Here is a 13,964-nt window from a genome sequence, read left to right as displayed (position 1 = left end):
TGTGCTGCAGAGGGCTTTTGCCTCCTACAATTTACCCTATAAAGTCTTATGTTGTTTTTAGCGAAACAGTGGATCGCCGATTGGCTGACTATTTAGCTTTTTCAAGCGTATGGACATTGGTTCTTTATTTAGCTGCATCAATCGTGTCTCAAAGAGCCGAAGGCCCGCGATTCCCATCTGAAACCGCTGCTACTTATACGCTCCCTGTTAGTGCTGTCCTGACGCTTTCAAGGAGACTTGGTGCCCTGCCTTACATTAGGATTCTGCCTTACTATTAATAGTGCTGGCTGTTATGATGACTACAATATCGCCACAATAATGACTATAATGATAACTATGATGATTATGATGATGCATTACGATGAACAAATGATGACTACTATTCAGGCTATTCGGAGCATGCACATCCGATATCTTATTCACATCCAAGTAAAAAGATTTGGTAGGTTTAATTTTAATCCTATCTTCGCAGCCTTATTGCGAGGTAGAGCAGAGGTAGCTCGTCGGGCTCATAACCCGAAGGTCAGGGGTTCGAATCCTCTCCTCGCTACACTAGAAAAGGCTTTCAGGCAGATGCTTGAAAGCCTTTTTTGTTTTGATTGCATCTTATCTCTGATCTTACATTAGTTACTATTCCATCTGGAGGTAATTACGGATCAGGTTGAATTCTTGAGGATGGTGTTTTCAGCATAAATTTGAGAACGTCCAGACAAGACAAATTCTCTATTCGTTACTCCTCGCATTGCAGCCCCGAACCTAATGGTTTTTGACAATTCGAAAATTCCTTGATAATAGTCTCCGTTAGTTTAGTTAATCCTTCTGAAGTGTTCAGATAAGCTTTCTATCGGCTTAATATAAGCTTACTAAAAGATCACCAAAAGGATATTTAAAGGGCATTTATATATCAAATCGATATTGAAGTGACCTTTAGGTGACCTTTTAATGACATTTTAGTAAGCTTTTACGTACCTTAGAAAACAGATATAGTAACCTTGTAATTATAACCTCAAAACGACCTTTTTATGGCCATTGTTAAAGACAATATCCTCATGCAACTGGTGCGAGGCACCCTCGGCAAACAGATCACGATCTACGAAAGGAACGGGCAGATCATTATGGCGAAGAAACGCGGCCCTTCAAAGAAAAAGCCTACACAAAAGCAGCTGGAGGCAAGGCATAAGATGACCATTGCTTCGATGCGTGCGCAGATAATGCTGGAAGATCCGCAGATAAAGGCCTATTATCAGTCGCTGGCAGGGCCGGGGCAAAACGCCTATAATATAGCGGTGAAGGATGCTTACCGCAGTCCTGAAGTTCAGAATATCAGGTTAGAAAAAGAGGAAGTGGTAGTGACTGCCCAAAATGAGTTTAGGGTAGCAGCAGTGGAGGTAGAGGTAATAGACGCTGACGGTGTAATTACCGAGAGTGGGCGTGCATTTTTGGGCCGGAATGGAGTAGATTGGTATTATAAAGCCACTGCGCTGCCTGCAGGCGGTAAAGTCATCGTGATAGCGAAAAATTTGCCGGGCAATCGAACAATAAAGGAATTGTTGCTTACATAGAACGTCTTCACTGTTTACAAATGGCTTCTTTTCATGAAGCTACATTCTAAAATACGCTTTCATTTACCAGCCGGTTTGGATTATTTTGACATGTGTTGTTCCGCGTTAAAAGTGGATAGGCGTAGCCGTGACTTAATCACCCGGATCCCCAGGCTTTCAACTTGATCCCAAAGAGGCGCCGACCGCCATCCCGGCTGAAAACGCAGCTACTTCCAACGAACAAATACAGATACAGGCGACTGAATGCAATCAGGAGTCGGGAAGGCATAAAAAAACCGCCTCGTTTGCACGAGACGGCCAATAATTCTACAAAACAGATTAGTGTTTTGCTTCAGCAGCAGGAGCAGCAGCAGCAGAATCAGCTGGAGCAGCAACAGCAGCAGAATCAGCAGTAACAGCAGCAGTATCAACTGGAGCAGCAGCAACTGTATCTACAGTTGGAGCAGTAGCAGTAGAATCTGTAGCTGTAGTAGATGCACCACCGTTACAAGCTACGAAGAACATGCCAGCAGCAACTGCGAAGAAGAATAATTTTTTCATGCTTTAGTTTGTTTTTAAAGATGCGCAAAGGTATAGTTATTTTTAATTATAGAACAATATCTATCATTAAAATTTTACCTTTATTTCTTCCTGAAGAACAGTTTTAATGGTACCCCCTCGAAGTCAAAGTTGCTACGGAGCTGATTTTCAAGGTAATTCCTGTATGGCTGCTTCACATCATCCGGTAAGTTACAGAAGAACGCAAATGCCGGTGTAAATGTCGGAAGCTGCGTTACATACTTGATTTTGATAGGAATACCCCTCACTACCGGCGGATGGAATGATTCTATCGCCTTCAGCATCACCTCATTCAGTTTGGAAGTCTGCACCTTACGCTTGCGGTTGTCATAAACACGCAGCGCCTCTTCTATTGCCTTGAAAATACGTTGTTTCTCTGTTACAGAAGTAAAGATCACCGGTACATCAGAGAAGGGTGCCAAACGACCTTTCAGGTCCTTTTCATAATCCCTTGCCGAGTTGGTGCTTTTATCTTCGATCAGGTCCCACTTGTTCACCAGTACCACGAGGCCTTTACCTTTACGGCCAGCCAGGCTGAAAATGCTTAGGTCCTGTGCAGTAACACCTTTAGTAGCGTCCAGCAGCAACAGACATACATCCGCTTCATCCATCGCCTTGATGGCACGGATCACGGAATAGAATTCCAGGTCTTCCTGTACTTTGTTCTTGCGGCGTAAACCAGCAGTATCAATCAGTATGAAGTCCTTCTGGAACATCTTATAGTGAGTGTGGATCGTATCGCGGGTAGTACCGGGAATATCAGAAACAATGTTTCTTTCTTCACCGATCAGAGCGTTCAGCAGGGATGATTTACCCACGTTCGGCTGACCAATGATCGCGATCTTTGGCAGCTCGGCTGCTTCCTGGGCTGCTTCAAGTGTCTCATCATCTTCAGGGATCTGCCCTACTATTTCATCCAGCAGTTCACCAGAACCACTGCCACTCATGGATGACATGAAAAATACCTTTTCGAACCCGAGGCTGTAGAATTCTGTAGCTTCAAGCTGACGGGTGTTGTTGTCCACTTTGTTCACTACCAGGATCACCGGTTTGGAAGAACGACGCAATATGTCTGCCATCTCCGAATCCAGATCAGTAATACCTGTAGCCACGTCACACATGAACAACAGGAGGTTGGCCTCCTCCATGGCTATTTTAACTTGTTTGCGTATCTCACGCTCAAAAATATCTTCACTTCTGGATACAAAACCACCGGTATCAATCACGTTGAACGATTTTCCGTTCCAGTCCGCAATACCGTATTGTCTGTCACGCGTTACGCCGCTCACGTCATCAACGATGGCCTTACGCTGCTCCAGCAAACGGTTGAACAGGGTAGATTTACCCACATTTGGACGACCGACGATTGCTACTGTAAATCCTGCCATAACTAAATAAAATTAATAACCGTATTCCCTTAAATAAATATCATTATCCCGCCACTTACCACGCACTTTCACAAATAGTTCAAGGAAAACTTTCGAACCCACAAATTTCTCGATATCCTGGCGGGCCAGCGTACCGATCTTTTTAATGGAAGCACCTTTATCACCCAGAATGATGGCTTTCTGCGTCTCGCGTGTTACAATGATCTCTGCTGAGATCTTGATCAGCGTGTTCTTCTCCTGGTACTGTGTAACAACTACTGCAGTGTGATAAGGGATCTCTTCGTCGAACAGATGGAATATCTTTTCCCGGATGATCTCGGCTACAAAGAAACGTGTAGACTTATCGGTTAACGTATCTTCCGGATAGAAGGGGTCACTTTCGGGAAGCATGGCTACCACATTTTCCAGCAATGCCGGAATGCCTTTTTTCTGCATGGCAGAAATCACCACCACCTTTTCGGCTTTTCCCCACTCTTCACATTTCTTAACCATTGCGTCCAGCTCCTCTTTCAGCAACAGGTCCGACTTGTTGATCACCAGGATGCTGCGGGCCTTCAGTTTCAAAGATCCAAACAGTTCCAGGTTCTCATCCAGGTTTTCCTTTGCATCCATGAGCAGCATAGCCACATCAGCATCTTCCAGCGCTGACTTAACAGCACCCATCATTTTTTCGTGCAGCCTGTAACGGGGATCGATAATACCGGGGGTATCAGAGAATACGATCTGGTATTCCGGTGTAGTCACTACACCCGTGATACGATGCCGGGTCGTTTGTACCTTCGGAGATACAATAGCAAGCTTCTCGCCCACCAGCGCGTTCATCAGGGTGCTTTTCCCTGCATTGGCCTTACCGAAGATATTTACAAAACCAGCTTTATGCATGCACAACGAATTTCCTTAACTTCCTGAAATAAAAAAAGCCGAATCACTTCGGCTTCTTTTTGCTTTGATTTTTTGTAGCGAGGAGAGGATTCGAACCCCTGACCTTCGGGTTATGAGCCCGACGAGCTACCTCTGCTCTACCTCGCAATGAGGGTGCAAAGATAGGATTAAAATCATTCCAGCCAAATCTTTTTCTGAAAAAACTCTGAAAAAGATAGAAAACTCAAAGCATTCATCCTTTTGCTTTCTCTGAAACGCTTCACAGCAAAGGGTTTCAACCCCATCACTGTCACGTTCGCTACAACGATAGAATGTTTGCAGCCGGCAACTCATCCTTAAAAAGGAAGGTCGTCTGTAACATCCGTTTCGGCTTTTGCAGCCTCTTCCCCATCCATTTCTTTCCTTCCGGTGTCGCGCCGGGTTGAAAGTAATTGCAGAGTAACCACACGTAACCGGATTGTGCTGACCTGCTCACCTTGAGCATTGACATACACCTCCGCAGATGGATTGCCATCCACATACACACGTGTGCCCGTAGTAAGATAAGGCCCCACCTTTTCATGCTCCCAAAAGGAACAATCCACCCAAATTGTTTTTTCCTGCAATATGCCTTCCCTGTTGGTGTACCGCTCCGTATGCGCTACCCGAAAGCCCAGTACGGTCTTACCATTCACATACCGCTGAACTGCATCATGTCCAAGATGCCCGATTAACTGTAGTCTGATCATTACAGATTCAAATTATTGGTTAACAATAAAAAAGTTCAGGGAGGATTCAATTTGTGGAGAGATGTATAATGAATGAAAATTATACATTTTCTGTCATTGTGAAAAATATTTTCTCTTTTTAATCGAAGCAGCTATAACTTTGCTCCTGGAAACAGGAGTGCGCACTGGCGCAAATTAGCATTCAAAACTCCCGGTTTCACCTCGGGGTGCCTTACTATCAGGCTGAGATCAGACCCGTTGAACCTGACCAGGTAATGCTGTTTAGGAAAGGTAAGCGAACAATCTCTTCCTTACCCACATGTTGAAAGAAGCTACAGATTGTAAGCTATTAAACCGTCATAGTCCATGAGACAATTTTTATTTCTTTTGCTGCTCTGCAGCTTAAGTACTGTGCACGCGCAAACTGTGCTGACAGGAACAGTGACCGACAAGAACAGTGGCAAACCACTGCAGGGTGTGTCTGTGAGTATCCCTTCCGCCGGCAACGGCGTACATACTAATGCAAACGGCCAATACCGTTTCACTATCCCTTCGAAAGGTCAGTATACTTTACAGGCCAGCTATCTTGGCTTCAAAACATTCACTGCAAATATCAATGCTGCCGGCAATACCGTCCAGACAGACATCTCCCTGGAAGAAACAGGCCTCTTTGTAAAACCTGTTGAGATCACCAGTCTGCGCGCCGGAGAACATTCGCCCTTCACACAGTCTACGCTGACTGCGGAAGATATCAAAAAGCAGAACCTCGGACAGGACCTGCCGCTCCTCCTCAATCAGCAACCGGGTGTAGTCACTAATTCCGATGCAGGAACAGGTATCGGTTATACCGGTATCCGTGTGAGAGGATCGGATATCACCCGTATCAATGTCACCGCAAACGGTATCCCTATCAATGATGCCGAATCACAAGGTACCTTCTTCGTGAATATGCCCGACTTTGCTTCTTCCGTTAGCAGCATCCAGTTGCAACGTGGCGTAGGTACTTCTACCAATGGCGCCGGTGCTTTTGGAGCTTCGCTCAACCTTAGTACCAACGATTTCAGAGATAAAGCTTATGGTGAGATCAGCAACAGCTATGGCTCTTTTAACTCCTGGAAACACACAGTGAAAGCAGGTTCCGGTTTGATCAATGATCACTTCACCATCGATGCAAGATTATCCAAGATCTCTTCTGATGGATATATTGACCGTGCTACTTCTGATCTTCGTTCCTTCTATACTTCCGCTGCCTATATTTCAAAGAATACCGCTATCCGCCTCAATGTATTTTCAGGTAAAGAAAAAACTTACCAGGCATGGAACGGCGTACCTTTCGATTCACTGAGAACACATCGTACGTATAATTCCGCCGGTCAACGTGCTGACGGTTCCTACTATGATAACGAAACTGATAACTACCAACAGGACCATTACCAGTTATTCCTGAACCAATCCCTCAGTTCAAAGCTCGACTTCAACGTTGCAGCACACTATACGCATGGCAGAGGTTACTATGAGCAATACAGGGAAGGCGAAGCATTTGCTGACTATGGCCTGCCAGACCCTGTCATCAATGGCGCGCCTGTAACAACAACAGACCTGATCCGTCAGCTATGGTTGAAAAACGATTTCTACGGCGGCATCTTTTCCGTGAACTATAAAGGCGACAAACTGAACTGGAGCCTGGGCGGCGGCTGGAACCGCTATGAAGGCGCACACTTTGGAAAGATCATCTGGGCACAGTACGGTATAGGTAAAGATCATCAATATTACAACAACGATGCTTTCAAACGCGATCTGAACGTATACTGGAAAGGCGAATACAAATTGACGCATGACCTTCGCCTGTTCGCCGATCTGCAATACCGCACAGTTAAATATAATATCGACGGATTTGATGATAATCCGCACCTGATACAACATAACGATTACAACTTCTTCAATCCGAAAGCAGGTATATCTTACACGCTGAACGATCGCCAGGAAGTGTACGCTTCCTTTGCTGTCGGCAATAAAGAGCCAAACCGTGATGACTTCGAAGCAGGTGTGAACAATACACCAAAACACGAAACATTGCGTGATGTGGAAGCAGGATATTCCTACCGTACCGGCAATCTTGTATTCCAGGCTACAGCCTACTACATGGACTACAAAAACCAACTGGTGCAAACCGGTCAGCTGAACGATGTAGGCGCTTATACCCGCACTAACATTCCAAAGAGCTACCGTGCAGGTTTAGAGCTGCAGGCCAGTACCAGACTGGGTCACCTCTTTACCTTGTCGGCCAATGCAGCTATCAGTCGCAACAAAGTAAAAGACTTCAGCAACTTTGTTGATAACTACGATAACGGGCTGCAGGACACCGTTACTTACAGCAACAGCGATATTGCCTTCTCTCCTTCTTTTGTAGGCGGTTATACGCTCACTGCAAAACCGATCAGGAACATGGAAATAAGCCTGATAGGCAAGTATGTAAGCAGACAGTACCTGGATAATACCAGCACTAAAGAACGCAGCCTGGACGGTTATTATACAAACGATCTCCGCATCAACTACGTGATACCTCAACCGCTGTTCAAAGAGCTCGGTTTACAGTTTATGCTGAACAACATCTGGAACAAGAAGTACTCTCCCAACGGATGGACATACGCATTTAAAGAGGAAGGGGTTGAAAAATCAACAAACGGGTATTATCCGATGGCTGGCACCAATTTCTTCGCCGGCATCAATATAGCCTTCTAATTTAGCCTTAAAATCGAAAAAGGGCTGGCCTCGGGTCAGCCCTTTTTATTTCCTACTGTTCCCCTGACTGCACTTAAAAATCTTTTCCTGTTACATAGTATTAATTTTTACTATATTGCATTGAAACTCATACCTATACCTTCAAGGGGACATTGCATGATACTCTATACCTGGTCACATGTGACCATAACTGTCCATATACCTGACAGCGCGTTTAAACATAAAAGCCCTGAAGTAAGACTTTTATTGCAAATCATCCTTTCAGACCGGTACAGGCCCTGTACAAACAACATTTAAACCCATACTGCATAGTAGCACTCTTCAAACATTCAAGATGAAAAAACACTTTTTATTATTCCTGTACACTTTATTTATCGTATTCAGTGCCCATGCCCAATCCAGGGTATTCAAACAGGTAAGCGGCGGCATTTCCACCTCCCTGCACAGCATTCTGCAGGATGGAAGTCTCGTAGGTTACCTGACATTCACTGAACTGGAAAAAGCCAGCAAGGACTCTTTTAATTACGAGATCGTCATCATGGACGAAAACCTGAACGACATCGGAAAGGTGAAGTTCCGTCAGCAGAAGCTGAACCTGCGGGATGTATCCTTCGAACAGGACATCCTCTGCCTCGCCTACATTAAAAGTGATGTATTAGGCACAACTCCGAGACATAAGATCTCTTACAAAAAAGCAGCAAGGAAAGGTTATGTATCTTTCTTCGCACAGTTCATCAACCTTCAGGGCGAGATCACGAAAACCTTTGAAAAGAAGGCAGACGTCGATATTTATGTAGCGCTGAAAGAATATGAAATGGGAATACGCCCGTTTAAACAAGACATCCAGCTGAAAAATATCACAGGCGTGGGTTTTGCCGCCTTCTACGGTGATAAGACTAAAAAACCTTTGCTCACTTTCAATGCAGCCGGCGAAAAGATCAGTGAAAGGCAGGTAAAAGAGATCGCAGGCAGTTATTATCTGCATACTGCCGGTGATGATATTTACCTGCTGACCCAAAAAGCAGATATGGATTCCCGCAGCGGTTATACCCTGTACGGATACAGCGGTACCGCAAACTCTCCTACACTGAAATTGCAGCTGAAAGATAAAAAACAACGTATGCTGGATATCCTCGGTTTCGGGAACGACCCTGCCACCGGCAAACTATACATCTCCGGCGTTGTCGGCAAATCCTGGAATAGCACCACAAGCGACATTTATCGTATCTACAACGGAGAGTTCCAGGGTATTTTCAAAATGGATATAAACAGTGCTCATAAAGAAGATGTGAAAACTGTTTATTCCTGCTGGGCCGATAGCGCCAGTAAAGATATCACCGCCAAAGGTTACATCAACAGTGCTCAAGGGCATATCGTGCCACGCCCTTCTTTCAGGGATTTTGACGGTAACACTTATTTTCTGGGAAGCCATCTTACTGCAAAGAAAAACAAGGGAGCTATCATCGCCGGTATGGTCTTACTGCCAACGCTGATCCCCTATTATATCCTGCAAGGTTGCGGTGCATTCGGCTCCTATTCTTACGATGATGTGCTGCTGATGCAAATGGATAAAAACGGTAAGATCAACTACATTGACAGTATCGGTACTGAAAAATACAAACAAAAGAATGTAGCACCATCTATGGATAACTGCAGTTTTTATTCCTTAACCAACCAGGATACAAAAACTTCCTTCCTGATCGTTAAGGGCGAGAAAGACATCATTATCTACAATGTCAACGAGAAAAAGATCGTACGGAAAATAACAAGGAAAAATAATCAGATGAAAACAAATATCTATCCTGCAAAGGATGGCCACATTATTGTTTCTGAGTTTGACGAAAAGGAGAAATCCACTAAGTTATCTATCGAAGCTATTTAGTAAATACGGTATAAAAGAAGAAGCCTGAAAGTACAATACTTTCAGGCTTCTTCTTTTATATATAGATCTTTGCTTAACTCAACAGCTTCTCTATTGCGCCCGCTACTTTTCCAAAAGGAAATCCTTTGAGCACTTCTGCCATCATCCTGTTCACTTCTTCGTTGCCTGGATTACCGATACTTCCTTCATGCGTATGCTGCACGGTTTGTTCAGGTGCGAAGTTTCCTTTTTCTATATCCAGCCCCACCTGCTTATATGCTTCGCGGAACGGTACACCTTCCAGTACAAGACGGTTCACCACTTCAACACTGAACAGGTAACGGTATTTCTCATCATCGAGGATGTTTTCTTTAACGCGGATGTTTTCCAGCATTAAACCAGCCATCCGTAAACAATCTTTCAGCACGCCAAATGCAGGGAACAGGTTCTCTTTCAGTAGCTGCAGATCACGATGATAACCGCTGGGCAGGTTCGTGATCATCATGGTTATTTCATTCGGCAATGCCTGCAGTTTATTACCATGTGAACGGATCAATTCCCATACATCAGGATTCTTCTTATGAGGCATAATGCTTGAACCGGTTGTCAGTTCATCAGGGAAACTGATAAAGCCGAAGTTCTGGTTCATGAACAGGCATGCATCCATAGACATTTTAGCCAGCGTAGAAGCGATTCCTGCAAGCGCAAATGAAACGATCTTTTCTGTCTTACCACGGCCCATTTGTGCATACACCACGTTGTAGTTCAGATCGTCAAAACCCAGCAACTGTGTGGTCATTGTACGGTTCAACGGAAAAGAAGAACCATACCCTGCAGCAGATCCCAATGGATTTTTGTTCACTACTTTATATGCACCCTGCAAAACCGTCAGATCATCCACCAGGCTTTCTGCATATGCGCCAAACCATAATCCGAAAGACGATGGCATTGCTATCTGCAAATGCGTATAACCTGGTATCAGGTGGTCTTTGTATTGGATACTTTTCTGTTGCAGCAGGTCGAACAAGGTTTTCACCTCGCCTACCAGTACTTCCAGTTCATGACGGAGGAACAGCTTAAGGTCTACCAGCACCTGGTCGTTACGGGAACGGCCACTGTGGATCTTTTTGCCTACTTCACCCAGTCTGCGGGTAAGTAATAGTTCTACCTGCGAATGGATATCTTCTACCCCATCTTCCAGTGTAAAATTACCTTCCTGTATCTCTTTGTATATCTGTTTTAATTCCTTTTGCAGGATCGCCAGTTCGTCTGCTGTCAACAAACCGATGCTTTCCAGCATGGTTGTATGCGCCAGGGATCCCAGCACATCGAATGGCGCCAGGTAAGCATCCATTTCACGATCTTTACCGACTGTAAACCGGTCCACTTCTGCCAGCGCAGCTTTATCCTTTTGCCAGATTTTCATATCTACAAGATTTCTTCCAGTAATTTAATATAACTATCAATACCCTGACGGATCTCATCCAGGTGGATGTATTCATCTGCTGTATGTGACCGGGCAGAATCGCCGGGCCCCATCTTGATAGATGTAGCCGGTATCAGCGCCTGGTCTGACGTGGTAGGCGATCCATAGGTCGTCTTACCATGACGTAATCCTCCCTGTACGAACGGATGGTCTATCGGGATACCCGAAGGACGCATACGCAATGAACGGGGCTTCACTTCACATTTTACATTCGCACGGATGATCTCCAGCACTTCTTCCAGCGTATATTGCTCTGTTACACGCACGTCTACCACAAAGGTACAATCCGCCGGCACCACATTATGCGCTTTATTGGAAGTGTTGATCACTGTTACGCTCATCTTAACCGGTCCCAAAGTATCAGATACTTTCGGGAAACGATAGGTCCTGAACCACTCAATATCAGGCAATGCTTTGTACAATGCATTTTCTCCCTCATCACGCGCTGCATGCCCTGCTTTACCAGTCACTGTACAATCCAGCACCATCAGGCCTTTTTCTGCAGTAGCCAGCTGTGTTAAAGTTGGCTCTCCCACTATCGCAAATTCAATAGCAGGCAACTGTGAAAGAATGCTCTCAATACCGTTCACTCCACTGATCTCTTCTTCCGCTGTAGCAGTCAGAATGATATTATAGGCCATATCGCTGCGTTCATAGAAATGCAGGAAAGTAGCGATAAGACTTACCAGGCATCCGCCTGCGTCATTGCTGCCAAGACCGTACAGTTTACCGTCTTCAACATCGGGAGAAAATGGGTCGCGTGTGTATTGCGGATTGGGTTTTACAGTATCGTGGTGAGAATTAAAAACAATTACAGGCTTGGCAGGATCAAAATGTTTGTTCTTTGCCCATATGTTATTCAGGTGTTGCTGATAAGGGATATTCCGCTCTTTCAGGAAATCAGCGATCAATTGGGCAGTCCCCTGTTCCTCCCTGCTCAGAGAGGGAATGGAGATCAGCCCTTTCAATAATTTTACTGCATCATCATACAGTTGTTGGTTCCACATAGGTTTAGCGTATTAAAGTACCCGCTACTGTATCTGTGGTGTTGCTCTGTACGTCATCAGCGTGACCAATCAGTACTTCCGCCACACCACTTTCTATAGCTGCGAAAGCATTTTCCAGTTTAGGCAGGATACCGTCCGTCAGCACGTTATCAGCCTTTAGTTCCTCATAGATCATACGGTCTATCAGGGTGATGACAGAATTATCGTCATCAGGGCTATGCAGCACACCTTTCTTCTCGAAGCAATAGATCAGTCTTACAGTATAGAACTTCGATAAAGCTGTTGCGAGAGATGAGGCAATAGTGTCTGCATTTGTATTCAGCATTTGTCCCTGACCGTCATGCGTCAGTGGTGCAAATACTGGTGTCAGACCAGCTTCCAGCAATGCCTTCAGCTGTGTAGCCTGTATATCTTCCGTTGTTATATCTCCTACAAAACCGTAATCGATCTCTTTCACCGGACGTTTTGCTGCGGGGATGATATTAGCGTCGGCACCTGTCATCCCAATGGCGTTACAGCGGTTTGCCTGTAATTTGGCAACCAGTTGTTTATTTACCAATCCGCCATAAACCATTGTTACCAGGTCTATGGTAGCTCCATCAGTGATGCGGCGGCCGTTGACATACTTTGATTCAATGCCCAGCTTATCTCCAAGGCGGGTGGCAATTTTGCCACCCCCATGGATCAGTATTTTCTTTCCTTTAATAGCTGCAAAATTCCCGAGGAATTGATCCAGCAATGCAGGATTATCGATGACGTTACCGCCGACTTTTATTACAAAGAGATCGATCATACAATTATTAACCTTTTAAGATCTGGCTTAATACTGCCTGTGCCGCCCATACGCGGTTAGCCGCTTCAGGGATCACGATAGACTGAGGCCCGTCCAGCACTTCATCAGCGATCACGACGTTCCTTCTTACCGGCAAACAGTGCATTACTTTCGCCTGGTTCGTACCTTTCAGCTTGTCGTTGGTCACCATCCAGCTGCTGTCTGTACAGGTGATCTTGCCATAATCTTTATAAGAAGACCAGTTCTTTACATACACAAAATCCGCACCTTCCAGGGCTTTATCCTGGTTGTATTCTATCTGCGCATCACCGGTGAATTTCGGATCGAGCTCATATCCTTCAGGATGTGTGATCACGAAATCAGCTTCACCCCAGGCATTGATCCACTCTGCAAAAGAGTTAGGAACAGCCTGTGGCAATGGTTTTACATGCGGCGCCCAGGTCAATACCACTTTCGGTTTACGTGGCTGCTGCCATTGCTCCTTAATGGTGATCACATCTGTTAAACTCTGCAAAGGATGCAGGGTCGCGCTTTCCAGGCTCAATACGGGTACGCCTGCGTATTTGATAAACTGATTGATATATTTTTCCTTGTAATCAGACTCTTTGTCTTTCAGTCCCGGAAACGTACGGATAGCCAGTATATCGAAGTACTGTCCCATTACGGCAGCAGCTTCTTTTACGTGCTCTGAAGTATTTCCGTTCATTATAGCGCCATCATTCATTTCCAGCTGCCAGCCTTCCTTATCGATGTTAAATACCACTACTTCCATTCCCAGGTTCTTCGCCGCCACCTGCGTACTTAATCGTGTTCGCAGACTGGGGTTCAGAAATATCATTCCCAGCGTCTTGTTCTGTCCTAATGTTTTGTCTTTGAAAGGCTGTTTTTTGTAGTCCAGTGCGATCTCCACTAAACGCGGGACACTTGGCACATCATCTACGGAAATAAATTGTTTCATTTTAATGTATGGCTCTGTAA

The 13,964-nt window shown here is 45.0% G+C and carries 12 protein-coding genes, 2 tRNA genes and 1 riboswitch; of the genes, 5 read left to right on the top strand and 9 right to left on the bottom strand.

Annotated elements, in window-relative coordinates:
- The 3 genes from C7475_RS33380 to C7475_RS30690 form a co-directional block, all read left to right on the top strand.
- A partial coding sequence (locus C7475_RS33380) for a hypothetical protein (protein WP_233260026.1) occupies positions 1–278 on the top strand: 278 nt, incomplete at its 5' end.
- Positions 279–478: 200 nt separating this feature from the next.
- Positions 479–550 (top strand) — tRNA-Met (locus C7475_RS30695).
- A gap of 472 nt (positions 551–1,022) precedes the next feature.
- Positions 1,023–1,562 carry a hypothetical protein gene (locus C7475_RS30690; RefSeq protein ID WP_110057259.1) on the top strand — a complete coding sequence of 180 codons (540 nt, stop codon included), beginning with the start codon at positions 1,023–1,025 and terminating at the stop codon, positions 1,560–1,562.
- Positions 1,563–1,880: 318 nt separating this feature from the next.
- On the opposite strand, the gene C7475_RS33095 is transcribed toward C7475_RS30690, so the two are convergent.
- The 5 genes from C7475_RS33095 to C7475_RS30670 all read right to left on the bottom strand — a co-directional run bounded on the left by C7475_RS33095 (position 1,881) and on the right by C7475_RS30670 (position 5,118).
- A complete protein-coding gene (locus tag C7475_RS33095; protein WP_158286659.1) occupies positions 1,881–2,102 on the bottom strand; it encodes a hypothetical protein in 222 nt (73 codons plus the stop codon).
- An 80-nt stretch (positions 2,103–2,182) separates the two neighbouring features.
- Positions 2,183–3,508, bottom strand: a complete 1,326-nt coding sequence (gene der / locus C7475_RS30685) for a ribosome biogenesis GTPase Der (protein ID WP_110057258.1) — start codon at positions 3,506–3,508, stop codon at positions 2,183–2,185.
- A 12-nt stretch (positions 3,509–3,520) separates the two neighbouring features.
- Complete coding sequence (era, locus tag C7475_RS30680) at positions 3,521–4,390, bottom strand: GTPase Era (protein WP_110057257.1); 870 nt, start codon at positions 4,388–4,390, stop codon at positions 3,521–3,523.
- Between the two features lie 75 nt (positions 4,391–4,465).
- A tRNA-Met gene (locus tag C7475_RS30675) sits at positions 4,466–4,537 on the bottom strand.
- Between the two features lie 188 nt (positions 4,538–4,725).
- The gene (locus tag C7475_RS30670) at positions 4,726–5,118 is read right to left on the bottom strand and encodes a single-stranded DNA-binding protein (protein ID WP_110057256.1); all 393 of its coding nucleotides are present in this window, start codon (positions 5,116–5,118) and stop codon (positions 4,726–4,728) included.
- A gap of 192 nt (positions 5,119–5,310) precedes the next feature.
- Positions 5,311–5,403: riboswitch (TPP riboswitch) on the top strand.
- 60 nt (positions 5,404–5,463) lie between these two features.
- Between C7475_RS30670 and C7475_RS30665 the strand changes: the two genes are divergently transcribed.
- Positions 5,464–7,839, top strand: coding sequence for a TonB-dependent receptor (locus tag C7475_RS30665; protein ID WP_110057255.1), 2,376 nt, complete (start codon positions 5,464–5,466; stop codon positions 7,837–7,839).
- A 334-nt stretch (positions 7,840–8,173) separates the two neighbouring features.
- On the top strand, positions 8,174–9,721 hold the full coding sequence (locus tag C7475_RS30660) for a DUF6770 family protein (protein ID WP_110057254.1): 1,548 nt from the start codon (positions 8,174–8,176) through the stop codon (positions 9,719–9,721).
- A gap of 73 nt (positions 9,722–9,794) precedes the next feature.
- Here C7475_RS30660 and argH read toward each other — a convergent pair whose 3' ends face one another.
- The 4 genes from argH to C7475_RS30640 are packed head-to-tail and all read right to left on the bottom strand — an operon-like array spanning position 9,795 to position 13,944.
- Positions 9,795–11,126, bottom strand: a complete 1,332-nt coding sequence (argH, locus tag C7475_RS30655) for an argininosuccinate lyase (RefSeq protein WP_110057253.1) — start codon at positions 11,124–11,126, stop codon at positions 9,795–9,797.
- 2 nt (positions 11,127–11,128) lie between these two features.
- A complete protein-coding gene (locus C7475_RS30650; protein WP_110057252.1) occupies positions 11,129–12,193 on the bottom strand; it encodes a M20 family metallo-hydrolase in 1,065 nt (354 codons plus the stop codon).
- A 4-nt stretch (positions 12,194–12,197) separates the two neighbouring features.
- Complete coding sequence (gene argB / locus C7475_RS30645) at positions 12,198–12,986, bottom strand: acetylglutamate kinase (RefSeq protein WP_110057251.1); 789 nt, start codon at positions 12,984–12,986, stop codon at positions 12,198–12,200.
- Between the two features lie 7 nt (positions 12,987–12,993).
- The gene (locus C7475_RS30640) at positions 12,994–13,944 is read right to left on the bottom strand and encodes an N-acetylornithine carbamoyltransferase (RefSeq protein ID WP_110057250.1); all 951 of its coding nucleotides are present in this window, start codon (positions 13,942–13,944) and stop codon (positions 12,994–12,996) included.
- Positions 13,945–13,964 lie beyond the last annotated feature (20 nt).

Origin of the sequence: Chitinophaga sp. S165, assembly GCF_003182155.1 — a bacterium.
GTDB lineage: Bacteria > Bacteroidota > Bacteroidia > Chitinophagales > Chitinophagaceae > Chitinophaga.
This window is presented reverse-complemented; position numbering and strand designations above follow the sequence as displayed.